The organism is Streptomyces sp. ME02-8801-2C (assembly GCF_033793965.1).
GTDB lineage: Bacteria > Actinomycetota > Actinomycetes > Streptomycetales > Streptomycetaceae > Streptomyces.
The window spans coordinates 227533-251291 of the sequence record NZ_JARAXP010000002.1; the positions used below are offsets into that span (position 1 = coordinate 227533).

The 23759-nt window shown below is 70.7% G+C and carries 21 protein-coding genes, 1 tRNA gene and 1 pseudogene; 14 read left to right on the forward strand and 9 right to left on the reverse strand.

Features of this window, described 5'->3' with window-relative positions; translation table 11 throughout:
- Positions 1-19 precede the first annotated feature (19 nt).
- Positions 20-1276 (forward strand): formyl-CoA transferase, encoded by a 1257-nt coding sequence (frc, locus tag PV396_RS05680; protein WP_319201036.1) that lies wholly within the window; start codon positions 20-22, stop codon positions 1274-1276.
- 114 nt (positions 1277-1390) lie between these two features.
- Here frc and PV396_RS05685 read toward each other — a convergent pair whose 3' ends face one another.
- Both PV396_RS05685 and PV396_RS05690 read right to left on the reverse strand, forming a co-directional pair.
- Positions 1391-1822, reverse strand: a complete 432-nt coding sequence (locus tag PV396_RS05685; protein WP_319201038.1) for a PAS domain S-box protein — start codon at positions 1820-1822, stop codon at positions 1391-1393.
- An 88-nt stretch (positions 1823-1910) separates the two neighbouring features.
- Entirely contained in the window at positions 1911-2882 is a 972-nt protein-coding gene (locus tag PV396_RS05690; RefSeq protein WP_319201040.1) for a 2-dehydropantoate 2-reductase, read from the reverse strand.
- 251 nt (positions 2883-3133) lie between these two features.
- Between PV396_RS05690 and PV396_RS05695 the strand changes: the two genes are divergently transcribed.
- Together PV396_RS05695 and PV396_RS05700 are read left to right on the forward strand one after the other, a co-directional pair.
- The gene (locus PV396_RS05695; protein ID WP_319201042.1) at positions 3134-3811 is read left to right on the forward strand and encodes a GntR family transcriptional regulator; all 678 of its coding nucleotides are present in this window, start codon (positions 3134-3136) and stop codon (positions 3809-3811) included.
- Positions 3812-3969: 158 nt separating this feature from the next.
- Positions 3970-4054, forward strand: a tRNA-Leu gene (locus tag PV396_RS05700).
- A gap of 95 nt (positions 4055-4149) precedes the next feature.
- On the opposite strand, the gene sthA is transcribed toward PV396_RS05700, so the two are convergent.
- From sthA to PV396_RS05725, 5 genes are all read right to left on the reverse strand, one after another.
- Positions 4150-5553, reverse strand: a complete 1404-nt coding sequence (gene sthA / locus PV396_RS05705; protein ID WP_319201044.1) for a Si-specific NAD(P)(+) transhydrogenase — start codon at positions 5551-5553, stop codon at positions 4150-4152.
- A gap of 115 nt (positions 5554-5668) precedes the next feature.
- On the reverse strand, positions 5669-7033 hold the full coding sequence (locus PV396_RS05710) for a DUF3533 domain-containing protein (RefSeq protein WP_319201046.1): 1365 nt from the start codon (positions 7031-7033) through the stop codon (positions 5669-5671).
- Between the two features lie 458 nt (positions 7034-7491).
- Entirely contained in the window at positions 7492-8496 is a 1005-nt protein-coding gene (locus PV396_RS05715; protein ID WP_319201048.1) for an RNA polymerase sigma factor, read from the reverse strand.
- Positions 8497-8618: 122 nt separating this feature from the next.
- Positions 8619-9011 (reverse strand): SCO5389 family protein, encoded by a 393-nt coding sequence (locus PV396_RS05720; protein WP_319201050.1) that lies wholly within the window; start codon positions 9009-9011, stop codon positions 8619-8621.
- Positions 9012-9102: 91 nt separating this feature from the next.
- Entirely contained in the window at positions 9103-10053 is a 951-nt protein-coding gene (locus PV396_RS05725) for an ATP-binding protein (RefSeq protein ID WP_319201052.1), read from the reverse strand.
- 151 nt (positions 10054-10204) lie between these two features.
- Between PV396_RS05725 and PV396_RS05730 the strand changes: the two genes are divergently transcribed.
- The 5 genes from PV396_RS05730 (at position 10205) to PV396_RS05750 (ending at position 16464) form a co-directional block, all read left to right on the forward strand.
- A complete protein-coding gene (locus PV396_RS05730) occupies positions 10205-10741 on the forward strand; it encodes a GNAT family N-acetyltransferase (RefSeq protein WP_319201054.1) in 537 nt (178 codons plus the stop codon).
- 114 nt (positions 10742-10855) lie between these two features.
- The gene (locus PV396_RS05735) at positions 10856-12358 is read left to right on the forward strand and encodes an ABC transporter substrate-binding protein (protein ID WP_319201056.1); all 1503 of its coding nucleotides are present in this window, start codon (positions 10856-10858) and stop codon (positions 12356-12358) included.
- A gap of 3 nt (positions 12359-12361) precedes the next feature.
- Positions 12362-14125 carry an ABC transporter permease subunit gene (locus PV396_RS05740; protein WP_319201058.1) on the forward strand — a complete coding sequence of 588 codons (1764 nt, stop codon included), beginning with the start codon at positions 12362-12364 and terminating at the stop codon, positions 14123-14125.
- Positions 14126-14169: 44 nt separating this feature from the next.
- Positions 14170-15354, forward strand: coding sequence for an MFS transporter (locus tag PV396_RS05745; protein WP_319202255.1), 1185 nt, complete (start codon positions 14170-14172; stop codon positions 15352-15354).
- Between the two features lie 198 nt (positions 15355-15552).
- Positions 15553-16464: a UTP--glucose-1-phosphate uridylyltransferase gene (locus PV396_RS05750; RefSeq protein WP_319201060.1), complete on the forward strand. Its 912-nt coding sequence runs from the start codon at positions 15553-15555 to the stop codon at positions 16462-16464.
- A 194-nt stretch (positions 16465-16658) separates the two neighbouring features.
- On the opposite strand, the gene PV396_RS05755 is transcribed toward PV396_RS05750, so the two are convergent.
- Positions 16659-17462, reverse strand: coding sequence for a CDP-alcohol phosphatidyltransferase family protein (locus tag PV396_RS05755; RefSeq protein WP_319201062.1), 804 nt, complete (start codon positions 17460-17462; stop codon positions 16659-16661).
- Between the two features lie 106 nt (positions 17463-17568).
- Here PV396_RS05755 and PV396_RS05760 point away from each other — a divergent pair, with 106 nt between their 5' ends.
- From PV396_RS05760 to PV396_RS05785, 6 genes and pseudogenes are all read left to right on the forward strand, one after another.
- Positions 17569-18552: a dehydrogenase gene (locus PV396_RS05760; protein ID WP_319201064.1), complete on the forward strand. Its 984-nt coding sequence runs from the start codon at positions 17569-17571 to the stop codon at positions 18550-18552.
- Positions 18553-18690: 138 nt separating this feature from the next.
- Positions 18691-19089 (forward strand): 6-pyruvoyl trahydropterin synthase family protein, encoded by a 399-nt coding sequence (locus PV396_RS05765; RefSeq protein WP_105971207.1) that lies wholly within the window; start codon positions 18691-18693, stop codon positions 19087-19089.
- 101 nt (positions 19090-19190) lie between these two features.
- Positions 19191-20354, forward strand: a complete 1164-nt coding sequence (locus tag PV396_RS05770; protein ID WP_319201067.1) for a glycosyltransferase family 4 protein — start codon at positions 19191-19193, stop codon at positions 20352-20354.
- Entirely contained in the window at positions 20351-20653 is a 303-nt protein-coding gene (locus tag PV396_RS05775) for a hypothetical protein (protein WP_319201069.1), read from the forward strand. The genes PV396_RS05770 and PV396_RS05775 overlap by 4 nt, the downstream gene beginning before the upstream one ends.
- 193 nt (positions 20654-20846) lie before the next feature.
- Positions 20847-21812 (forward strand): trans-aconitate methyltransferase, encoded by a 966-nt coding sequence (locus PV396_RS05780; RefSeq protein WP_319202257.1) that lies wholly within the window; start codon positions 20847-20849, stop codon positions 21810-21812.
- Positions 21809-22849, forward strand: a pseudogene (locus PV396_RS05785) (lysylphosphatidylglycerol synthase transmembrane domain-containing protein); the annotation flags it as partial. The gene PV396_RS05780 and the pseudogene PV396_RS05785, both read left to right, overlap by 4 nt.
- A gap of 80 nt (positions 22850-22929) precedes the next feature.
- Here the strand turns inward: PV396_RS05785 and PV396_RS05790 are convergent.
- Positions 22930-23727: a creatininase family protein gene (locus PV396_RS05790; RefSeq protein ID WP_319201071.1), complete on the reverse strand. Its 798-nt coding sequence runs from the start codon at positions 23725-23727 to the stop codon at positions 22930-22932.
- Positions 23728-23759: the final 32 nt, after the last annotated feature.

Below are 23759 nucleotides of genomic sequence, written 5' to 3' on the forward strand. Positions count from 1 at the left end.
TCACGAAAAGGAAGCTGACATGAGTGAAAAGCCGCTCGCCGGAATCAAGGTGATCGACTTCACCGGGGTCCAAGCCGGTCCCGCCTGCACGCAGTTGCTCGCCTGGTTCGGCGCCGACGTTCTCAAGGTGGAGCGCCCCAACGGTGGCGACGTCACCCGGAAGCAACTGCGGGACATCGAGGATCTCGACGCGCTGTACTTCACGATGCTCAACAGCAACAAGCGCTCCCTCGCGATCAACACCAAGACCGCCGAGGGGCTCGAGGTGCTGGAGAAGCTCATCACCGACGCCGACGTGCTGGTGGAGAACTTCGCGCCGGGCGCCCTGGACCGGATGGGCCTGACCTGGGAGCGCATCCAGGAACTCAACCCACGCCTGATCTTCGGCTCGGTGAAGGGCTTCAACGACCAGTCGTCCTGGAACGACCTCAAGGTCTACGAGAACGTCGCCCAGTGCGCGGGCGGCGCCGCCTCCACCACCGGCTTCTGGGACGGCCCCCCGACCATCTCCGGCGGCGCCCTCGGTGACACCAACACCGGTATGCACCTGGCGATCGGCATCCTCACCGCGATCATCGACCGGGGGAAGACCGGCAAGGGACAGAAGGTGTCCGTCTCCATGCAGGACGCCGTCCTCAACCTCTGCCGGGTCAAGCTGCGCGACCAGCAGCGCCTCGAGCGGGTCGGCCACCTGGAGGAGTACCCGCAGTACCCGAACGGCGAGTTCACCGACGTCGTGCCGCGCGGCGGCAACGCGGGTGGCGGCGGGCAGCCCGGCTGGGTCCTCAAGTGCAAGGGCTGGGAGACCGACCCGAACGCGTACATCTACTTCACCGTCCAGGAGCAGAACTGGAAGCGCACGGCGGAGGTGATCGGCCGTCCGGAGTGGGCCGAGGACCCGGCGTACGCCACCGCGCGCGCCCGGCAGTCGCACATCTTCGAGATCTTCGACGAGATCGAGAAGTGGCTCGCGGACAAGACCAAGTACGAGGCGGTGAACATCCTGCGTGAGTGGGAGGTCCCCTGCGCCCCGGTCATGAGCATGAAGGAGCTGGCCTACGACGAGGACCTGCGCAGGAGCGGCACGGTCGTCGAGGTCGAGCAGAAGGGCCGGGGCACCTACCTGACCGTAGGCAGCCCGGTGAAGTTCTCCTCCTTCAAGCCGGAGATCGTCGGCGCCCCGCTGCTGGGCGAACACAGCTCCGAGGTCCTGGTCGAACTCGGGTACGACGAGGAGACCATCGGCCGGCTGAAGGAGAGCGGCGTCATCGTCTGACGCGCGGACACCCGGACACCCGGGCACCCGGACACCCGGACACACTGAAGCGGCCGTGGCCTTCAGGCCACGGCCGCTTCCGCGCGCCACCATCGGCGCGTTGGCCGACCGGACTCAGACCGACGCGTCGGTCTCGGCCCGCCGCCGCATCAGTTCACGCTCCCGCTCGCGACGCGCGGTGACGTCTCTGATGACAGCTCCGACGTATGTGCTGCCGTCGGGGCCCGGCAGCAGCACCACGCTGAACTCGATGGACAGCTTGCGGCCGTCCGCCGCCAGTGCGGGCACGTTCAGCAGGTCCGCGTCGCCGTACTTGGTCGTGCCCCGGTCCATGGCCTCCTGGAAGCCGTCCCAGTGACGCTTGCGATGACGCTCGGGGATGATGACGTCCAGACTCCGACCGTCCACGTCACCCGCCGAGAACCCGAAGATGCGCTCAGCGCCCCGGTTCCAGAAGCGGATCAGTCCGTCGCCGTCGATGATCACTATGCCGTCGGGTGCCTGGGCGGCCATTCCCAGCACCACCTCGGGATTCAGATCTTCCATGTCGCCTCCGTACAGGGGCAGTCGGACACCGAACGCGTGCAAGGAGACAGTATACAGATGGATCGTATACAGAATCCATGACGGGTCATCACGCGGCGGTCCCCAGCGCCAGGAGGTCGCTGATGGCGTGGACCGTCCGCAGGGTGGGGACGTCGACGCCGGTGATGTCGGCGAGCTCGATGACGGCGGTCAGCAGGACGTCGAGCTCGAGGGGTTTGCCCCGTTCGAGGTCCTGGAGCGTGGAGGTGCGATGGTCGCCCACGCGTTCCGCGCCGGCCAGCCGGCGTTCGATGGAGATGCCGATACGGCAGTTGAGGGCCTCGGCGACGGCGAGGGTCTCCTCCATCATGGTCTGGATGACCTGCCGGGTGCCGCCGTGATGGCACATCTGACGCATCGTGGCGCGGGCGAGGGCGCTGATGGGGTTGAAGGAGATGTTGCCGAGGAGCTTGAGCCAGATGTCGTTGCGCAGGTCGGGCTCGACCGGGCATTTGAGCCCGCCGGCCTGCATGACCTCGCTGAAGGCCTGACAGCGGGGGGAGAGGGTGCGGTCCGGTTCGCCGATGGAGAACCGGGTGCCCTCCAGGTGTCTGACGACGCCCGGCCCTTCGAGCTCGGTCGCCGCGTACACCACGCAGCCGATGGCCCGCTCCGGCGCGAGTACGGCACTGACCGCGCCGCCGGGATCCACGCTCTCGACGCGATGCCCGTCGTGGGGTCCGCCGTGGCGGTGGAAGTACCACCATGGGATGCCGTTCTGCGCTGCGATGACGGCCGTGGACCCGTGGAGCAGGGGCTCGATGAGCGGCCCGCACGCCGCGTACGAGTTCGCCTTGAGTCCGAGGAAGACATAGTCGACGGGGCCGATGTCGGCCGGGTCGTCGGTGGCGTGGGCGTGGGCGGTGAAATCACCGCGGGGGCTGAGGACCCGTACGCCGTCTCGCCTCATGGCCGCGAGGTGCGGTCCACGGGCGACAAGGTGGACGTCGGCGCCTGCTTGGTGCAGGGCTGCGCCGACATAGGCGCCGATGGCTCCGGCGCCGAGGATGGCGACTTTCACTGGGTGGCGCTCCGTTCGGTCGAGGGTGTACCGCGGAACTGTCGAGAACGTCGAAAACTGTCGACGAAATATTGTCTACAGGATGGAGATGGTGGCAGCAAGGGTTTGCGGCGGCGCCCGGACGGCCACCCGTGCCGTGTGAGCTCCGGGTTCCCGGGGTTTGCGGGGTTTGTGCGCCGTAGACTGTAGGCGAAAGCCAATTCATACTTGGCTCTCATATGTAGCCACGGCGCTGCAGAGGAGGGGCTGTGATGTTGTCGACGACAGGACTGCCGCAGGGCGCGGTACCCAAGCTCGAACGCCCCGGACCGCTCCGTGACCGGGTGTACGAGGCGCTGCTCGAACTCATCACCACCCGAGCCCTGCAGCCCGGTCAGCATCTCGTGGAGAGTGAGCTCGCCGGACATCTGGGGGTCTCCCGCCAGCCCGTCCGCGAGGCGCTGCAGCGGCTGAACACGGACGGATGGGTCGATCTGCGGCCCGCCCAGGGCGCCTTCGTGCACGAGCCGACGGAAGCGGAGGCGGACCAACTCCTCACCGTCCGCACACTGCTGGAGGCCGAGGCCGCCCGGCTCGCCGCCGCCAACGCGGGCGCCGCGTCCATCGCCGCGCTGGAGGAGCTGTGCGCGGAGGGCGAGCGCGCCGTCGCCGCCGACGACGTGGACGGCGCGGTCGCCATGAACGCCCGGTTGCACGCGAAGATCATGGAGCTGGCCGGCAACACGGTCCTCGCCGAGCTGGCGGCGCAGGTCGACCGCCGGGTCCGCTGGTACTACACGCCGGTCGCCCGGCAGCGCGGGAAGCAGTCCTGGATCGAGCACCGCGCGCTGATCGCGGCGATCGCCGACCGCGACGAGCAGCGCGCGACGGAGATCATGCGGGCCCACACGGAACACACGCGGAAGATGTACCACGAGCGGGAGAAGTAGCCGGGCGCCAGGTCCCCCGTGACCGACCGGGGCCGATTGCCGTGCGGTAGTCGGACGGTCGCTCCGGGTGAGAGATATGCAGGTGAAAGCCAGTCCGAAAGCTTGGTATTGTTGGTCATGCCGCTGCGGGGAACACCCCCGAACGCGGCAGACACCTTGTCCGGGTGGCGGAATGGCAGACGCGCTAGCTTGAGGTGCTAGTGCCCTTTATCGGGCGTGGGGGTTCAAGTCCCCCCTCGGACACACAGACGACAGAGGCACCCACCTCCGGCTCACAGTCGGAGTGGGTGCCTCTGTCGTTGTGCCCCCGTAGGTGACCGGGATGCGCAGGGTGTGACTCAGTCCCGCAGCTGGTCGATCTGGCGCAGCTTGTTCGTCGCGTCCAGCGCCGCGACCTTGTAGGACTCCGCGAGCGTCGGATAGTTGAAGACCGCGTTGACCAGGTAGTCGACCGTGCCACCGCAACCCATCACGGACTGGCCGATGTGGATCAGCTCGGTCGCTCCGGTGCCGAAACAGTGGACGCCGAGGAGTTTGCGGGTCTCCGGGCAGACCAGCAGCTTCAGCATGCCGTGGGAGTCGCCGATGATCTGGCCCCGGGCCAGTTCGCGGTAGCGGGAGATGCCCACCTCGAACGGGATGCTCTCCTCGGTGAGTTGGTCCTCGGTCCGGCCGATGAAGCTGATCTCGGGGATGGTGTAGATGCCGATGGGCTGGAGGTTGTGCATCCGGTCGACCGGTTCGCCGAAGGCGTGGTACGCCGCTGCCCGGCCCTGTTCCATCGACGTCGCGGCGAGGGCCGGGAAGCCGATGACGTCGCCGACGGCGTAGATGTGCGGCACCTCGGTGCGGTAGTGCTCGTCGACCGTGATCCGGCCGCGCCGGTCGGCGGACAACCCGGCCTTGTCCAGGGCGAGTTCGTCGGTGAGGCCCTGGCGGCCCGCCGAGTACATCACGGCGTCCGCGGGGATCTTCTTGCCGCTCTCCAGGACGGTGAGGGTGCCCCGGGGGTGGCGTTCCACCGCCGCGACCGTCTCCCCGAAGCGGAAGGTGACGGCCAGGTCCCGCAGGCGGTACTTCAGCGACTCGATCACCTCGACGTCACACATGTCGAGCATCCCGGCGCGCTTCTCGACCACCGTGATCTTGCTGCCCAGCGCGGCGAACATACTGGCGTATTCCATCCCGATCACGCCGGCGCCGACGATGACCATGGAACGCGGCACCCGTTCCAGGTTGAGCACGTTGTCGGAGTCCATGATCGTGCGCTCGTCGAACTCGACGGTGTCCGGACGGGCCGGCCGGGTCCCGGTGGCGATGACGATGTGCTCGGCGCTCAACAGCCGTTCGTTGCCGTTGACTTCGTCGACAGCCACGGTGTGGTCGTCGACGAAGCGGCCGGTGCCGGCGTACAGGGAGACGTGGTTGCGGGAGAGTTGGCTGCGGATGACGTCGACCTCCCGGCTGACCACGTGCTCGGTGCGCGCGGTCAGGTCGGCGACGGTGATGTCCTCCTTGAGGCGGTAGCTCTGGCCGTACAGATCGCGCTGTGTGAGGCCGGTGAGGTAGAGCACCGCCTCGCGCAGCGTCTTGGAGGGGATGGTGCCGGTGTGGATGGAGACCCCGCCGACCATGTCGGGGCGGTCGATGACGGCGACCCGGCGGCCGAGCTTGGCCGCCGCGATGGCAGCCTTCTGGCCGCCCGGGCCGGATCCTATGACAAGCATGTCGAAGTCGGGCACCCTGCTGAGTCTGTCAGCCCGGGGCCGCAGCCCGGAAGGGTGAACGGGCAACACTTGGCCTCAACACCGGCACTCCGCTGCCCAGTTCCCCACCCATTTCGCCTCCCGCCTCGGCTCAGGCCTCGTGCGGAGTGAGCCGCTCCAGACCCTTGCGGTCGTAGTAGCGGGCCATCGCGAAGCCGAAGATCAGGGCGAGCGCGGCGCCCACCGCGATCATGATCCAGGCGCGGGCGAGCCCCGCGTCCCCCCGCGCGTCGAAGTAGAGGATGGCGCGGACCCCGTCGCCGAGTTGGCGCATGGGCTCGAAGACGGACAGGAAGCGGTAGAAGTCCGGCACCGCCTGGAGCGGGACCGTGGCACCGGACGAGGGCAGGCCCAGCACGATGAACACGAACATCGACACGAGCTGCCCGATCCCGCCGAAGGCCGCGTTGATGGCCTGGACGCCGAGGCCGACCGCGAGGGTGGCGCAGTACGAGTACAGCCACAGCAGGGGCAGGTGATCGGCGTCCATGCCGAGGATGCCGACGGTGGCGATCATGATCAGGGAGACGCTCAGCAGCGTGATCCCGGCGGTCATCCCCATCTTCAGCAGCAGCGTCTGGGTCCGGGTGATGGGGACCGTCCGCCGGCGTGTGTGCCAGGGGCCGATCTCGTTGTCCGCGTAACCGAGGGAGGTGTCCACACCGTTGTTGATGACGTTGCCGCCGAGGAATCCGGCCAGCACGAGCAGCAGCGTGTAGTAGAAGGTGCTGAGGCCGAGGCCGCTGTGGGTGCCGATGGGGTGGCCGACCTGAGGGGTGACCGTGACCGGGTCGGCCAGCAACAGCTTGGTCGTGGCGTTCACCCCCTTCGCGTTCGCCGTCAGCTGCTTGCCGATGGTCTGCGAGGCCTGGTGCGCGGCCTGGGTGGTGATTTGGCTGGCGAGCGAGGAACCGAGGCTGCCCTTGCCGGGGTTCGTCAGCACGGTCAGCGCCGGGCGGGCGGTCGCGTCGGCGCCGGTCAGCGCGGCGACCGAGGCGGTGAAGCCGTCGGGAACGACCAGCGCGCCGTAGAGCTTGCCCGAATCCAGCTCGTCCTGCGCCTGGGTGAGGCTCAGTCGACGCCAGTCGGCCTTGTCGCCGTTGGAGGTGTCGGTGACGATCGCCTGGGTGATCTGCGCACCCAGGTTCTCCTTCTGCCCGGGCAGCGCCGCACCCCGGTCCGCGTTGACGATGCCGATGGGCAGCTCGTGCAGGTCGCGGTTGGGGCTCACGATGCCGCCCATGTAGAGCAGCGACAGCAGCAGCGCGAGCAGCCCGGTCAGGACGGTGGGCAACAGCCACAACTTGGGCCGGCCGAGCAGAGCGGTGGCACGCGCCTGGACGCCGGAGGCCGGGGACGGCGAGGGAGAGGAAGAAGGGGAGGGGTCAGCAGACGGGGAGGAAGAGGAGGCGGGGGCAGGGGACGGGGGTTCGGACTTGTTGTCCTCGGTTGCCATGGTTCTCCGGTGGCTCTTGAGCGGTCCGGACCGTGCGGGAGACGGTCGTCGTATCGGCGAGGGACGGGCGCGGATCCGGGGCGTCGGCGCCTGCCGGGCCAGGATCGTGTCTACGGCGGCACAGCCGTGTCAGCGACTCGCCGAGCCGGAGACTACGTCCCCCGGGTGAACACCCCTCACAGCATCCCCGCCCCGGAGGCCCGACGCCTGCCGTCGCTCAAGTCGGCCCGGAGCAGCCGGAGAAGGTGATCGGCAGACACGTACTGCTCGAGGCGGCCGTACGGGTCTCGACGCGCGGCGCGGGACGCATCCACCAAGGCAGCCGTAGGCCGGGCGCGACCCCGCCCCGGGCCCGCTGCTGCGGGCCGCCGCCCGACCCTGACGTTCAGTACTTTTCGTACGCAACTCGCCGCCTCCGGAAGCCCGTTACCGGGAGGAGGAAGGTGGCGCGTGCCGCGTCACATGGCGTCGAGATAGTCGCGCAGCACCTTGGTACGGGACGGTTGGCGCAGCTTCGACATCGTCTTCGACTCGATCTGACGGATGCGTTCGCGGGTCACGCCGTACACCTGGCCGATCTCCTCCAGGGTTCTGGTCCCGCCGCCGGACAGGCCGTAGCGCAGGGAGATGATCCCGGCCTCCCGTGGGGTCATCTCCGCGAGGATGGACCGGATGGTCTCCTGGAGCAGCAGGAAGGTGACCATGTCCATCGGGGTGAGGCTGTCGCGGTCCTCGATCAGGTCGCCGAACTCGCCGTCCCCGTCCTCGCCGAGGGCGGTGTGCAGCGAGACGGGTTCTCTGGTGTAGGCGGCGAGTTCCGGCAGCCGCTCCACGGGGACGCCCGCCTTCTCCGCCAGTTCCTGCGGCGAGGGTTCCACACCGAGATCCTGGATCAGCTCGCGGCGGGTGCGGGCCACCCGGTTGATGACCTCGACCAGATGCACCGGGATACGGATGGTCCGGCCCTGGTCGGCCAGCGCGCGCGAGATCGCCTGACGGATCCACCAGGTCGCGTACGTCGAGAACTTGAAGCCCTTTGTGTAGTCGAACTTCTCGACGGCCCTGATCAGGCCCGTGTTGCCCTCCTGGACCAGGTCCAGGAACAGCAGTCCGCGGCCCGTGTAGCGCTTCGCGACGGACACCACCAGGCGGAGGTTCGCCTCGATGAGGTGGGATCTGGAGCGCTCCGCGTCCTCGGCGAGGAGCTGCAGTTCCCGCCGGAGCTCGGCGTCCGCGGGCGGGTCCTCCAGCAGCTTGTGCTCCGCGTACAGCCCGGCCTCGATCCGTTTGGCGAGGTCGACCTCCTGCTCCGCGCTGAGGAGCCGCACCCGGGCGATGAGCCGGAGGTAGTCCCTGACCTGGTCGACCGAGCCGCCCCCGGTGGTGAGCCGGGGGAGGGGAGCGTCGCTCTCGTCCTCGGTGGCCGGGTCGAACACGTCGGTCACCTCGGTGTCGGTCGCCATCGTGCTCACTTCCTCTCCAGGAGTGCACGCGGGAACGTCCCTGTAGGAGAACGAACCTCGACCGCCACGTGTTCCGTGGTGCCCTGGGCAATCGCCCGGCCGCCTTCGCGTCGGCGGTCGCTTCAGCAGTCGCGGAACTCCGGCGACTGGTTGAGGACCTGCGAGCGCAGCGAGGTGAAGCGGGCGTAGGTCGCGCCGCTCCGCGCGCCGGGGTGGAAGGCCGCGACCCGGTGGCAGTTCTGGAAGGCGAGCGCGATACCGAAGTGCCGCTCGAGGCTCCCCCTGATCGCGTCACTGGCCAGCGCCCGCAGTAGCTGACCGCGCTCCTTCTCGGAGGGCGGCGGAGTCTGGTTGTCGGCGAACTCGGCGGTACCGCCCTGGAGTTCGGAGGCGAGGTCGGAGATGAGGTGGTAGGCGTAGGGGAGCGAGGTGCGGACGGTTTCGACGAAGTCGTCCTCACGGATGTCACCCTGCTCGGCTTCGGCGAGGAGCTGGGGGGAGACGTCGAGCGACATGAAGGTGGGTCCTGTTCTTTCGGTGTCGTGCGTTTTTCTTGCGCTTATTACGTTTCTTACGTTTTTCTTGCGTTCTTGCGCATGGGGAGGATCAGTTGAGGGCGGAGGGCCCGTGCGCGAATTCCGGGTCCACCTGTTCGGCGAGGTTCAGACCCGTCGCCCTGTCCGCCCACGCTTTGGCGTTGCGCAGATGGAACTCGACGGCGTGCCGCTGGAAGGTGGCCCAGTCCTTGGGGCGGGCGTCGACCGCGTCCCGGAGCAGGTTCAGGGCGTGCAGGTTCTGCGGCTCCAACTCGCCCTGGTCGCGTCCCTGTTCGGCTGCGCGCACCCAACTGGACTGCACGAGGTGGGTGAGCAGGTCGTCGCCGGTCTCCTCCTTGAGGAAGAGCAGGTCGTCCTCGCCGGTGACCTTGTTGCCGATCACGGCGAGCGGAATCCCGAACTCGCGGGCGTGGTCGCGGTACTGGCGGTAGACGGAGACGCCCTTGCGGGTCGGCTCGGCGACCAGGAACGTCATGTCGAACCGGGTGAACAGGCCGGAGGCGAACGCGTCCGCGCCCGCGGTCATGTCGACGACGACGTACTCGCCGGGGCCGTCGACGAGATGGTTGAGGTAGAGCTCCACCGCGCCCAGCTTGGAGTGGTAGCACGCCACACCGAGGTCGCTCTCCTCGAAGGCGCCGGTCGCCATCAGCGGTACGCCGCCCGCCTGTTCGACGTGCCGATCGTGGATCTCGTCGTCGCCGAGCAGGTGCAACAGCCGTGAGCCCCGGCCGGCCGGAGTCGTCTTGACCATGGCCTCGCGCGACTCGATGCGCGGGTTGGTGCCCCGCAGAAAGTCCTTGATGTCGCCCAGATGGGCGCTGAGCGGCGGTGCGGCGAAGGACTCGCCGTCGACCGGGTCGAGCGCCTCGGCCAGGTGCTGGTTGATGTCGCCGTCGATGGCGAGCACGGGCGCGCCGGAGCGAGCGAGATGGCGGGAGAACAGTGCGGACAGCGTGGTCTTGCCGCTGCCCCCCTTACCGACGAACGCGACGCGCATTACCGGGCCGCTCCGCGTTCCTGGACAACTGGCGCCGTGCCAGTCATTTTGAAAATGAATGTCATGTGGCAAGTATTTATGCGGCGCCTGAGGCTCTGTCAAATCACCTCGCGCCCAACGGGGCTGCGAGCTAAATGCATATGATGTGCAGGTGCGTGACTACTGCATCAGAACCGCGACGCCCGACGATCTCGACGGCGCGCGCGCCGTCATGCTCGACACCGTCTACCGCGATTTCGGAACGGGCTACGTGCCTCACTGGCACGCCGACATCGTCGACCCGGCGACCGCCTATCTCGCGCCCGCCCGTCACACCCTCCTGGTCGCGGTCGACGCGAGCGACGCGAGCATCGTGGCCACCGCCGCCCTCGACTCGCGCGGCCCCCTTCATCCGCCCAACCCGCGCCAGATCGCCGAGCGCTATCCCTCGGGCACCACCGCGCAGTTGCGGCGGGTGTACGTCCGTCAGGAGCACCGCAGGCGCGGTCTGGCCCGGCGGCTCGTGGCCGAACTGCTGGCCTTCGCGAAGGCCGACGGCGGCTATCGCGCCGTGTATCTGCACACGGACCCGACGGTGGCCGGCGCCGAGGGTTTCTGGCGGTCGCTGGGCAAGGTCGTGCACGACGAGCGCGAGGGCGCGGGCGGTGGGCAGGCCGTGGTGCATTTCGAGGTTCCGCTGATGCGGTGAGCGGCCGCCGGCCGGTCCGGGCTGGCTATTGGAAATGATTATCAGCTAGTCTCCCGTCTTGCTGTGCGGCCTTGCCGCCCCGCCCTGCCCCGCTCACTTACGGAACTGAGGACCATGCGCACCCCCCGCCGTCGCCGACTGCTCGTCGGACTGCTGCTCTCCCCGCTGCTCACCGGCTGCTTCGCCTCCGGCGGTGACGACACCGGCTCGCCGTCGGACAAGGGGTCCGGCTCCCGGCTGCGGGTCGCGCTGGCCTTCCCGCCCACCGAGAACCTCTCGCCGTACGGTGCCGACGCCACCCTCCTCAGCCGCCTCGGCGTCACCGAGGGCCTCACGGCGCTGGACGCCAACGGCTCCGCCGCCCCCGCGCTCGCCGAGTCCTGGACCCGCAAGGACGACCGCACCTGGCTGTTCACACTGCGCGAGGCCGGCTTCCAGGACGGCACCGACGTCACCGCGGACACCGTCGCCGCCGCCCTCACCCGCGCCACCCGGGCCGAGCCCGAACCCGCCGCGCTGAGCGGCGTCACCCTCACCGCGAAGGCCGCCGGCGATGGACGAATATCCGTCACCACCGCCGAGCCCGACCCCGTGCTTCCGCTGCGGATGTCCAGCCCCGGCCTCGCCGTGCTCGCGCCCAAGGCGTTCGCCACGAAGGGCGCCGTCGACCCGGTCGGCACCGCCACCGGACCCTTCGAGCTGACGAAGACCACCGGCGCCACCGCGGCCACCCTCGACCGCTTCGACGACTACTGGGGCGGACGCGCCCAGGCCGCCGGAATCGACGCCCGGTTCATCGCCGACGGCACCGCCCGAGCCAACGCCCTGCGTACCGGCGAGGTCGACATCGCCGAGGCGATCCCCGTCGCCCAGGCCGCGTCCCTCGACAAGGCGACCCGCCGCGAGACCGCCACGGCCCGCACCACCTTCCTGCACCTCAACACCAGGACCGGCGCCTTCAAGGACGCGAAGCTGCGGGCCGCCGCCCGCGCCGCCGCGGACACCTCCGCACTCGCCGACGGTGTCTACGAAGGCCACGCCGACGCAGGGAAGGGCATCTACGGCCCGGCGCTCACCTGGGCCGAGGGCAAGCGGGTCCAGCCGGTCGGGCGCGCGACGGCGACGGCGCCCGACGGTACTTCCGTCACCCTCGCCACGTACGACAACCGGCCCGAACTCCCGGAAGCTGCCCAGGTGTTGAAGCAGCAGCTGGAGAAGGCCGGGTTCAAGGTGAGGCTTGAGGTGCGGGAGTACTCGCGCCTCGAGAGCGACGCGCTGGCCGGCAAGTTCGATGCCGTTGTCGCCGCCCGCAACACCATGCTCGACACCGGAGATCCCGTCTCCGTCCTCGCCAGCGACTACACCTGCGACGGCGGCAACAACCTCTCCCTGCTCTGCGACAAGAAGGTGGACGCCGCCGTCGCCAAGGCCGAGGGCATCGAGGACACCGCCGAGCGGCAGGACGCGGCGACGGCCGCGGAGGCCCTGATCCTCGGCGCCGACGCCGTCGTCCCGCTGGTCCACCAGCGGATCATCACCGGCGTCGACGCCGACGTACAGGGCGTGCTCCTCGATCCGTACGAGCGCACGCTGGTCGGCACCGGAACACGGCGCTGACCTGTGCGGGGACGTGTGGGCACGCTCCTGTGGCGTGCCCTGCTCGCCGCGCTGCTCGTGTGCGGGATCGGTCTGCTGCCCTGGCTGACCCGCACCGACCCGGCGCTCACCGTACTCAAGGCCCGGTCCGCCGAACGCGAGGCCACCCCGGCCGTGCTGGCCACCATCCGCGAGCAACTCGGCCTGGAAGCAGGGCCGTTGCGGCTGCTCGGGAACTGGCTCGGCGGGCTGCCGCGCGGTGACGCCGGGCGGTCCTGGATATCCGGGGCCGAGGTCATGCCCGGCGTCCTGCAGGCGCTCGGCGCCTCCCTGCTGCTGATGGCCGTGGCGCTCACGATCGCGTTCCTCGTCGCCGCGCTGGTGTGCGCCCGGACGTTGTGGAGCGGCGGGCGCCGGCGCGGCGGCAGCGGGTCGGCGATGGTCGCCGCACTGCCCGAGTTCCTCACCGCGTCCGTACTGGCCACCGTCGTCGGCGTCCAGCTCGGCTGGCTGCCCGCCCTCGGCTGGTACGGGATCCAGTGGACGATCCTGCCCGGCCTCGCCCTCGGTCTTCCCGCCGGGGCGCTGCTCGGACGGCTCCTCGACGACCTGCTGCCCGGCGCCTTCGCCGAGCCCTGGGCGCTGGCCGCCGCCGCACGCGGCATCCCCGCCCGGCGCATCGCGACCCAGGCCGTACGGCGCTGTCTGCCCGCCCTGCTCCCGAACGCCGGCCTTTTCGTCGTCGGGCTCACCGGAGGCTCGGTCGCCGTCGAGCAGATCTTCGACATCCCCGGCCTCGGCCGCACCGCGCTCCAGGCCGCCGTCGCCCAGGACCTCCCCGTCCTCCAGGCCGGCACCCTCGCGCTGGTCCTGCTCGCGGCGGTGGCAGCGGGCGTGACCCGGTTGGCGGCCCGGCTGCTCATCGGCCCCGCCCTGCGTGACGGCGGCCTCTCCTCCCTGCACCGTCCCGCGCCGCCCGCCCGTCGCACCCCACCGCTGCTGTACGCCGGTGTGCTGCTCGGTGTCGTCGCCCTCGGGCTGCCCCGTGACCCGCTGGCGCTGGACACCCGAGCCCGGTTGCAACCCCCTTCCTGGGCGCACCCGTTCGGCACCGACGCCCTCGGCCGTGACGTGCTCGCCCGCGTCGGACACGGCGCCCTCGACACACTGCTGCTCGCCTCGGCGATCAGCGCCGCCGCCCTGCTGATCGGGCTGCTGCTCGGGCTGGTGCCACGCGCGTCGGGACCACTGGTCGACACCGTCAACGCGATCCCTCCGGTACTGGCCGCGCTGCTGGTCACGGCGGTCTTGGGCAGCGGCGGGGCAACCCCCGCGCTCGCCGTGACCGCCGTCGCGTGGGCGCCGCTGGCCGCGCACACCGCCGCGTTGCTGCGCCAGGAACGGGCCACGCTCCATGTCGCCGCCACCCGGGGCCTGGGCGCCGACCGCTGGTACGTCCTGCGCCGTGAACTCCTGCCCGCCGCGCTGCCCCCGGTCACCCGGCACGCCCTGCTGCGGCTGCCCGGTGTCGCCCTCGCCCTGGCTGCCCTCGGCTTCCTCGGCCTCGGCGCTCAACCGCCTTCCCCGGAATGGGGGTTGCTTCTCGCCGAGAACCAGCCGTACGCAGAACGCGCCCCCTGGGCGGTCCTCGCACCCGCCGCCGTCCTCGCCCTCCTCGGCGCCCTGGCGGTCACCGCCGCGGGCGTTTCCGTCCGACGGCAACGGAGCAAGAAGGTGTCGGCGACAACTCAACCACTCTCGGAGGCACGGGAGTTGGCGTTCCGGTGACCAGGTGGTCCGTAGCCGCCGTCAAGAACGACGCGCCAGGTCGGATGCGGCTGTCGCCCCTGCTGCGGCTGCTGATTTTCACCCAACTAGCCTTCAACATCGGCTTCTTCGCCGTGCTGCCCTTCCTCTCCGAGCATCTGGGGCAGGGCATCGGCATGGCGGGGTGGCTCGTCGGGTTCGTGCTCGGGCTGCGTACCTTCAGCCAGCAGGGGCTGTTCGTGGTGGGCGGCGCCCTCGCCGACCGCTACGGCATCCGGCCGGTGGTGCTCGCGGGCTGCGCCCTGCGCATCGCCGGCTTCGCCTGGCTCGGCTACGCCGGGTCCACGGCGAACGTCATCGGCGCCGTCCTCCTCATCGGCTTCGCCGCCGCGCTGTTCTCGCCCGCCGTCGAGTCCGAGGTGGCCCGGCAGGCGGTGGTCTGGGAGGAGCAGGGCAACGGCACACGCACCCGGGTCCTCGCGCTGTTCACCGTCGCCGGACAGGCCGGGGCCTTCGTCGGGCCGCTGCTGGGCGGACTGCTGCTGTCCGTCGACTTCCGGCTGGTGTGCCTCGCGGGCGCCGGGGTCTTCGTCCTCGTCCTCGCCGGGCACGCCTGGCTGCTCCCGCAGCACATACCCGGCAGGGAGCGCGTCCGCGCGAAGGGGGGCGTGCGCATACTGCTGCGCAACCGTCGATTTCTGGCACTCTGCTCCGCGTACGGCGCCTATCTGCTCGCGTACAACCAGCTGTACCTGGCGCTGCCCGACGAGGTGGAGCGCGTGACCGGCTCGCAGACCGCGCTGGCCTGGCTGTTCGCCCTGTCCTCGCTGCTCGTCGTGACCGCCCAACTGCCGGTCACCCGCTGGGTCGGCGACCGGCTCGCCCTGCGCCGTTCGATGGTCGCCGGGATGCTGCTGATCTCCGCCGGGTTCGCTGTCGTAGCCCTGGCCAGGCCCGGAGGGTGGACCGGCTACGCCGGGCTGCTGCCCGCCGCCGGTTTCGTCGTCCTGCTCACCTTCGGCCAGATGCTGGTCGCGCCGGTGGCCCGCGCCTGGGTGCCCGACCTGGCCGAAGAGGGCCGGCTCGGCCTCTACACCGGCGCCCTGTCGTCGGTCTCCGGCCTGATCGTGCTGGTCGGCAGCGCCCTGACCGGCACTCTTCTCGACTCCGGGCTGCCCGGGTCGGTGCCCTGGCTGGTGCTGGCCGCCGTACCCCTCGCGGCGATCGCCGTACTGCCGCGCAGGGCCTGAACCGTGGCCGGGGAGTACCCCCGGGGGTCTGGGCGGCAAGGCGGTGGGGCATGCCGAATTGGTAGCGTCACACCACTCGCGCCGACCGGCACGGGTGAGCGTCGAGCACCACCACTGAGCACCACCACGACCACGACCACGCACGACTACGAACGATCAAGCACTGATCCGCGTACGCGCTTTCGTACAGGGGGGCCCATGGCCACGATTCGCAGGGCAGTCATTCCCGCAGCCGGACTGGGGTCCCGGCTGCTGCCGCTCACCAAGGCGACACCGAAGGAGATGCTGCCCGTCGGTGACAAACCCGTCATCGAACACACCGTCCGGGAGCTCGTGGCCTCCGGCATCACCGACATCACCATTGTCGTGTCGGGAGGGAAGGGCCTGATCCAGGACCACTTCCGGCCCAACCCCGGCCTCGTCGACCAACTGCGCGCCGACGGCAAGGATGCCTACGCGGACGCCGTCGAGGAGGTCGGCGAGCTGTCCCGGCTCGGCCACATCACCTACCTCGACCAGCACGGCCCGTACGGCAACGGCACCCCGGTCCTCAACGCCGCCCGCAACTTCGGCGACGAGCCGATGCTCGTGCTGTGGCCCGACGACGTGTTCGTGGCCGAGGTCCCGCGCGCCCAGCAGCTGATCAAGGCGTACGAGGCGACCAACTCCCCGGTCCTCGCGCTGATGCCGATGGACCCGGGCGACTCGCAGCGCTACGGCGTCCCGGTCGTCAAGGAGGACCTCGACGACGGTCTGCTCCGCATCACCGGCCTGGTCGAGAAGCCCCGCCCGCAGGACGCGCCCTCCGGATACGCGGCGATCGGCGGCTACGTCATCACGCCCGGCATCATCGACGAACTCCGCGACCAGACCAAGCGCTGGTACGACCATCGCACCGGCGAGGTCTACCTCACCGACGCCATCAACGCCTACGCCGCCGGCCGGGCCGTCTACGGCCAGGTGATCCACGGGCGCTGGTACGACACCGGCAACCCGCTCGCCTATCTCACCGCCCAGTTCGCGGCGGCGCTCAACGACCCCGAGTACGGGCCCCATCTGCGGCGCCTGGCGAAGGAGCTGGAGGACGAGGCGACCGGCGGAGGCGAGTGACTCCCCGGTCCCCGGTCCGGGGGCTCCGCCCCCGGACCCCCGGGTCGCGCTGAAGGCGCTCGTCCTCAATCGCCGGACGGGCCGGACGATGCGGAGCGTGTCCGAGGGGGACGCGGGACTCGGTCACCGGCGGGCGTCACTGCTGCTCGCCAGTCGTCGGACGCACTGGGGGATGGTGCGATCAGTGCCGTGTCTCAGCGCGACACGGACTCCGGCACCAGTGCGCGCAGCTGCTCCTCGACCGAGGCAACCGAGGAGACCGACGCGACCGGCGCCGACGTACGCGGGCGGGACGTCCGGTACAGCCACAGGATGTCCCGGCCGAACGACCAGACCAGCGTCCCCAGCGCCAGCGCGATCACGGCCTGCGTCGCCGCGAGGGGCAGGTAGCCGGAGGCGCCGAGCAGCAGCAGGATGCCCTGGAGGGCGGCCACGGTCTTGCGGGCGGTGCTCGGCGGAAGCGGGGCGTTCAGCCAGGGCAGGACGCGGGCGGCGCCGACGAAGGCGTAGCGCATCCCGCCGATCAGCAGGACCCACGGACCCAGCGACATCGACACGTACACGCTGAGCACCAGGATCAGGAACGCGTCGACCTCCATGTCGAAACGCGCACCCAGTGTCGAGCAGGTGCCGGTGCGGCGGGCGACCTTGCCGTCCACACCGTCGAGGATCAGGGCCACCGCCGTCAGCCCGACGAACAGGGTGACCGGCGGGGAACTCTCGAACGAGTCCGCGACCAGGGCCGTCACCCCGCCGACCAGTGTCGCCCGGCCCAGGGTCACCCGGTTGGCCGGACCGAACGACTTCGACCCGGACCGGTGCAGAGCGCGGGACAGGACGGCCCACGTGGCGATCGCGAACGTCAGCCCGGTCAGCCAGCCCGCCGTGCCCAGGCCGATCGCCGAGCCGAGCAGAACCAGCAACAGGACCTGCAGGCCCGCCCCCAGAGCCGTTTCCTGCTGGACGAGCCTCGCCTCGTACGTGTTGTTCAGGGCCACCGCGAGTCCTCCGCCGTATGTACAGAGTGGATCATGCCGCGTACTGTGCGCGGACTGTGCACATCGCAGTACGTGAACAACTTCCCAAGCGTTCAGGAGGAGTCCGATGAAGCGCGCCGCTCGTGCGTTCTGGCTCGGTTCGCCGGACCACGGAGAGATCCGTGACATCGAACTGCCGGCGCCCGGCGAGGACGAGGTACTGGTCCGCACCCTGTGGTCCGGGGTGAGCCGCGGCACGGAGACGCTCGTCTTCCGGGGTGGGGTTCCGGTCAGCCAGTACGCGGCCATGCGGGCGCCTTTCCAGGAGGGCGACTTCCCCGGTCCGGTCAAGTACGGCTACCTCAACGTCGGTGTGGTGGAGGAGGGCCCGGCCGCGCTGGTCGGCCGTACCGTCTTCTGCCTCTACCCGCACCAGACCCGGTACGTCGTCCCGGTGACCGCGGTGACACCCGTGCCGGACTCGGTGCCCGCCGAACGGGCCGTGCTCGCCGGGACCGTGGAGACCGCGGTGAACGCCCTGTGGGACGCCGCGCCGCTGGCCGGCGACCGGATCGCGGTGGTCGGCGGCGGGATGATCGGCTGCTCGGTGGCCGCCCTGATCGCCCGCTTCCCGGGCGTGCGCGTCCAGTTGGTGGACGCCGACCCGGGCCGGGCGAAGACCGCCGAGGCGCTCGGAGTCGACTTCGCGCTGCCCGGCGACGCCCTCGGGGAGTGCGACCTGGTCGTCCACGCGAGCGCGACGGAGGCGGGACTCGCCCGCTCGCTCGAACTCCTCAGCCCTGAGGGCACGGTGATCGAGCTGAGCTGGTACGGCGACCGGCGCGTCAGCCTGCCGCTGGGCGAGGCGTTCCACTCCCGGCGGCTCACCGTCCGCAGCAGCCAGGTGGGCACCGTGTCCCCGGCCGCGCGGCCCGGCCGCTCCTACGCCGACCGCCTCGCCCTCGCCCTGGAGCTGCTGGGCGACCCGGCGCTCGACGCCCTGGTCACCGGTGAGTGCGCCTTCGAGGAACTCCCGGACGTACTGCCGAAACTCGCCTCCGGGGAGATCCCCGCACTCTGCCATCGCGTCCGTTATCCGGACGCCGACTGACGGAATCCGTTGCAACAAGCAGTTAAACAACCAGTTGAACGAGCGGTTGAACAAGCTGCCGTGGGCAGACGTACTACTCGGCATGCCCCCGCAGCGATCAGCAGGGGGCAAGACGCGCCGCACCTGGAGGGTCGTCCGTTGTTCAGCATCACCGTCCGCGATCACATCATGATCGCCCACAGCTTCAGCGGAGAGGTCTTCGGGCCCGCGCAGCGCCTGCACGGAGCGACGTTCCTCGTCGACGCCACGTTCCGCCGCGAACAGCTGGACGAGGACAACATCGTCGTCGACATCGGCCTGGCCACCCAGGAACTCGGTGCCGTGGTGAGCGAGTTGAACTACCGCAACCTCGACAACGAGCCCGACTTCGCCGGGATCAACACCTCCACGGAGTTCCTGGCCAAGGTCATCGCCGACCGGCTCGCCGCCCGGATCGAGAAGGGCGCCCTGGGCGAGGGCGCGCGAGGCCTGGCGGGCCTCACCGTCACCCTGCACGAGTCGCACGTCGCCTGGGCGAGCTACGAGCGTGCCCTGTGACCGACACCACTCTCGACCGCGCCATTCCCCCGTTCCCCGGGGCCTCGGTTTCCCCGGCGGCCCCCTCGGTCGCCCCGGCTCAGGCACAGGTACAGGCTCACGTGCAGACGACGCTCCACTACGTGCCCGTGCAGAACGCGGCCCTGAAGAACGCGGCGATCATCCCCATGTCCCTGCGCTCCGTGCACTTCGTGATGCCTGGCGGCGTCGACGACCCCGCCAGGCCCAGCGGCGGCAACGCCTACGACCGCCGGATCAGCCTCGATCTGCCCGGCTTCGGCTGGCAGGTGCACAAGCACGCCGTCGCCGGTGAGTGGCCCCGGCCCGGCGAGGACGCCCGCGCCGAACTGGCACGGACGCTGCGCGACCTGCCGGACGGCACGGTCGTCCTCCTCGACGGACTCGTGGCCTGCGGGGTCCCCGAGATCATCGTCCCGGAGGCCGAACGCCTGCGCCTGGCCGTGCTGGTCCACCTCCCGCTGGGTGACGAGACGGGCCTCGAACCGGCCGTCGCGGCCGAGCTGGACGCACTGGAGCGGACCACTCTGCGGGCGGTCCCGTCGGTCATCGCCACCAGCGACTGGGCCGTACGACGCCTCGTCTCGCACCATGGACTCGCCCCCGAGCGCGTCCACATGGCGGCCCCCGGCGCCGACATCGCGCCCCTCGCCTCCGGCACGGACGGTGTGTCCCGCCTCCTGTGCGTGGCCGCCGTGACCCCGCGCAAGGGCCAGCACCGACTGGTGGAGGCCCTGGCCGCGGTGACCGACCTGCCGTGGAGCTGCGTCTGCGTCGGCGGGCTCGACCAGGACCCAGAGTACGTCGCCGAGTTGCGTGCCCTGATCGCGCGGCACGGCCTCCAGGACCGGCTGCACCTGGCCGGCGCCCAGGCGGGCGCCCAGCTCGACGCCAGCTACGCCGCCGCCGACCTGATGGTCCTCACCTCCTACGCGGAGACGTACGGCATGGCGGTCACCGAGGCCCTCGCGCGCGGCATCCCCGTCCTCGCCACGGACGTCGGCGGCCTCCCCGAGGCGGTCGGGCGCGCACCCGACGGTGGCGTCCCCGGGATCCTCGTACCCCCGGAGAACCCGGCGGCGCTCGCCGCGGAACTGCGCGGCTGGTTCGGCGAGGCGGATGTCCGCCGACGCCTCAAGGCGGCGGCGAGAGGCCGCAGGGCAGCCCTCGACGGCTGGGCGGCGACGGCACGGAGCCTGGCCGGAGTCCTGGGCCGGATCCCCTGGGAACCCCGGAGGGCGGCATGATGACGGCCGCCACGGTCTCCGCCCGGGGACTCCGGGCGGCCGCACTGCGCAGCGCCGTCGGTATGCGGGGGCGGATTCCCTCCGGCACCTCGACGGCCGGAATCTCGCACCACGGCATGAACAAAGTGACGACGATTACGGCTTCGGCAGAGCCGGAGCCCGGCCGTCGGGGTTCGGTGACCTCGACCGTGGACACCGACATCGCACTGGTCGCCGCCCGCGGACGCCGGGCGGCCGCGTTGCGGAGTCTCGTGGGAACGCCGGGGCGGATGCCCCGGGATGCGGGGAGCGCGGCATGAGAAAGGCGACGACGGTCACGGCTTCGGCCGCTTCGGAGGCCGGACAGCGGTCTCCGGTGGTGCTGGTAGGTGCCGACGTCGAGTCGGCTCGGGGTCCGTTTCCCCGGGATGCAAGGAGCGCGGCATGAAGAAGACGACGACGGTCACCACTTCGGCGGTGTCGGAGATTCAGCGACGGGGGCCGGTGACGCCGATGGACGCCAACGCCCAGCCCGCCGCCGGGATTCCGGCCCAGCCGACGCACCGTGACGTGAAGGCCGGCGCCGGTCCGGTCGGCCCGGGGGAGCGGGGCACCATCCGGCTGCGCGACGCCGGCCCCGACGACCCGCCCCGGTACGCGCCCGACTGGCTGGAGCTGCGCGAGGGCGCCGACGCCGCCGCCCGCTCCGTCGAACTGCTCGACCCGCTGCGCATCCGGCTGGCCAACCTGCCCGGCAAGGCGGGCGGGCGCGTCATCCACGACCTGGGCTGCGGCACCGGCTCCATGGGCCGCTGGCTCGCGCCCCGGCTCGACGGCCCCCAGCACTGGGTCCTGCACGACCGCGACCCCTACCTTCTGCACTTCGCGGCGGTGGCCTCGCCGCGCGCCGCCGCCGACGGCAGCCGCGTCACCGTCGAGACACGGCGCGGCGACGTGGCCCGGCTGACCTCCGACGCGCTGCTCGGCGCCTCACTGGTCACCGCGTCCGCCCTGCTGGACGTCCTCACCCAGGAGGAGGTCGACGCCCTCGCGACAGCCTGCGCGGGAGCCGGCTGCCCGGCCCTGCTGACCCTGTCCGTGGCCGGCCGCGTCGAGTTCGGCACCCCCGACCCGCTGGACGGCGACATCGCCGAGGCGTTCAACACCCACCAGCGACGGGCGGGACTGCTCGGCCCCGACGCCGTCACCGCGGCCTGCGAGGCCTTCGACCAGCGGGGCGCGACGGTCCACGTCCACCCCAGCGCCTGGCGCCTCGGCCCCGTGGAGGCGCCGCTCACCGCGGAGTGGCTGCGCGGCTGGGTCGCGGCGGCCGTCGAGGAACGCCCGGCACTGAAGTCCCAGGCCGACAAGTACCTCAGCGAGCGCCTGGAAGCCTGCGCGGCCGGCGAACTCCGCGTCGAGGTCCACCACAGCGACCTCCTGGCCCTGGCCAGGCCAACGGGCAGGACAACGTCATGACCGTGCAGACGGTGGAAGCGGCGCAGGTCGTGCGGATCGGTGGCGCGCCAGCGCCCCGAAAGGGGCGCGGGGAACTGCGCGACCAGCCCCCACCGACCCGCAGCCGACAAGCCTCACCCGCGGTGCGCCCAGCCGGCCGAGCCGGCGTCATCGGCTTCGTCGGCCCCAGGGACGCCGTCCCGCAAACATCCAACCCGAGCCCCCTCCGCCGAGCCGCCGGAGGCATCCGCCCCCACCTCGGCACGATCGCCGGAGTAACGATTCTCGGCATCCTGCTCTGGCGCCTCGGCACCGGCGTCTTCCTCGACGGCCTGCGCCGCATCGACGTACCGACCCTGCTCGTGGGCCTCGGCATCGGACTGCTCACCACCGTGTTCAGCGCCTGGCGCTGGGCGCTGGTCGCCCGCAGCCTGCGCATCAGGCTGCCCCTCGTCCCCGCCGTCGCCGACTACTACCGCTCGCTGTTCCTGAACGCGGCCCTCCCCGGCGGCGTCCTGGGCGACGTGCACCGCGCGGTACGGCACGGACAGAGCGCCGGTGACATGGGACGCGGGGTCCGTGCGGTCGTCCTCGAACGGGCCGCCGGACAGATCGCGTTGGTCGCCGTCGGCGGAGTGGTGCTGCTCACCCAGCCGTCACCGGTACTGGCGGAGGCCCGCCGGGTCGCCCTGATGGCGGCCTTCGCGGCCGTGGGGGCCGTCGCGGTGGTCGTCGCCGTCCGGATGAACCGTGCCCCGAGTGTCGCCGCCCGCAAGGCCCGTGCCCTGCGTGCCGTGCTCACCGAGGCCCGTGGCGCGCTGCTCTCCCGCGAGAACCTGCCGGGCGTCGCGCTCTCCTCGGTCGTCGTCCTCTCCGGCCACCTCGGGATGTTCGTGGTCGCCGCCCGGGTCGCCGGGTCCTCGGCGTCGGTCGCCGAGTTGCTGCCGTTGGCCGTACTGGCGCTGCTGGCGATGGGGCTGCCGCTGAACGTCGGCGGCTGGGGCCCCCGCGAGGGTGTCACCGCCTGGGCGTTCGGCGCGGCGGGGCTGGGCGCCAGCATGGGGCTGAGTGTCGCCGTCGTGTACGGCGTGCTGAGCTTCGTGGCCGCCCTGCCCGGCGCACTCGTCCTGGTCTTCCGCTACTTCTGGTCTCCCTCGAAGACCGAGGAACCGGCGGCACCGGCAACGGCACCGGCAACGGCCCCGCCGTCGGTGAGCATTGAGAAATACGCTCCGAAGGACTCGGCGAAGCTCGCCAGCAACGCCTTCCCCTTTTCGGCGGTACCCAGCGAAGGGCGGCCGATGACACCGGAATCGGTGTAACCGGCCATGCCGAGCGTGAGGAGATGCCGGCGGTCGTCGGCGACGAAATCAGAGGTTTCATATCCGGGACGGAGCAATTCGGGATGAGCGTGCAGCAGGATGGAGGTCTCGATTTCCCCCGCGTGCATGTCGGTGAGCAGCGAGGTCACCACTCCGGCCCGCTCGCGCGCCGTCTCCCAGTCCTCGGCGGCGGGGAACAGCGCCATCCGCTCACCGCGCGCGGAGGATTCCTGAACGACGTTGCCCAGTACGTAGTTTCCGCCGTGTCCGTTGACGATCACCAGGGCCTCCACGCCCGACCGGCGCAGCGAATCGGCGATGTCCCGTACTACCGCGTGAAGGGTCACGGAGGAGATGCTGACGGTTCCCGGCCAGGCGGCGTGCTCGTGCGAGCAGGCGATGGTCACCGGCGGAAGGAGGTGCACCGGGTGTGTGGCGGCGATTTCCCGGGCGATGGCACAGGCGACCAGGGTGTCTGTCGTCAACGGAAGGAAGGGGCCGTGCTGTTCGAAGCTCCCGACCGGAAGAACGGCGACCTGCGTTGAGACGCCGGCGGCTCGTGTCCGTACGTCTTCCGTAGTGTCTACCGGCAACCGTATCCCCGAATCATCCATGTTCTCCCGGCCTTTCGTCTCTGCTTAGGAAC

Excerpts from the sequence above, each read along its gene's own strand:
- PV396_RS05780 (WP_319202257.1), top strand. The coding sequence starts at position 20,847 with ATGGACGCCAACGCCCAGCCCGCCGCCGGGATTCCGGCCCAGCCGACG.
- frc (WP_319201036.1), top strand. The coding sequence starts at position 20 with ATGAGTGAAAAGCCGCTCGCCGGAATCAAGGTGATCGACTTCACCGGG.
- PV396_RS05760 (WP_319201064.1), top strand. The coding sequence starts at position 17,569 with ATGAAGCGCGCCGCTCGTGCGTTCTGGCTCGGTTCGCCGGACCACGGA.
- PV396_RS05695 (WP_319201042.1), top strand. The coding sequence starts at position 3,134 with ATGTTGTCGACGACAGGACTGCCGCAGGGCGCGGTACCCAAGCTCGAA.
- PV396_RS05715 (WP_319201048.1), bottom strand. The coding sequence starts at position 8,496 with ATGGCGACCGACACCGAGGTGACCGACGTGTTCGACCCGGCCACCGAG.
- PV396_RS05745 (WP_319202255.1), top strand. The coding sequence starts at position 14,170 with ATGCGGCTGTCGCCCCTGCTGCGGCTGCTGATTTTCACCCAACTAGCC.
- PV396_RS05790 (WP_319201071.1), bottom strand. The coding sequence starts at position 23,727 with ATGGATGATTCGGGGATACGGTTGCCGGTAGACACTACGGAAGACGTA.
- PV396_RS05750 (WP_319201060.1), top strand. The coding sequence starts at position 15,553 with ATGGCCACGATTCGCAGGGCAGTCATTCCCGCAGCCGGACTGGGGTCC.
- PV396_RS05775 (WP_319201069.1), top strand. The coding sequence starts at position 20,351 with ATGATGACGGCCGCCACGGTCTCCGCCCGGGGACTCCGGGCGGCCGCA.
- PV396_RS05725 (WP_319201052.1), bottom strand. The coding sequence starts at position 10,053 with ATGCGCGTCGCGTTCGTCGGTAAGGGGGGCAGCGGCAAGACCACGCTG.
- PV396_RS05735 (WP_319201056.1), top strand. The coding sequence starts at position 10,856 with ATGCGCACCCCCCGCCGTCGCCGACTGCTCGTCGGACTGCTGCTCTCC.
- PV396_RS05685 (WP_319201038.1), bottom strand. The coding sequence starts at position 1,822 with ATGGAAGATCTGAATCCCGAGGTGGTGCTGGGAATGGCCGCCCAGGCA.
- PV396_RS05710 (WP_319201046.1), bottom strand. The coding sequence starts at position 7,033 with ATGGCAACCGAGGACAACAAGTCCGAACCCCCGTCCCCTGCCCCCGCC.
- PV396_RS05720 (WP_319201050.1), bottom strand. The coding sequence starts at position 9,011 with ATGTCGCTCGACGTCTCCCCCCAGCTCCTCGCCGAAGCCGAGCAGGGT.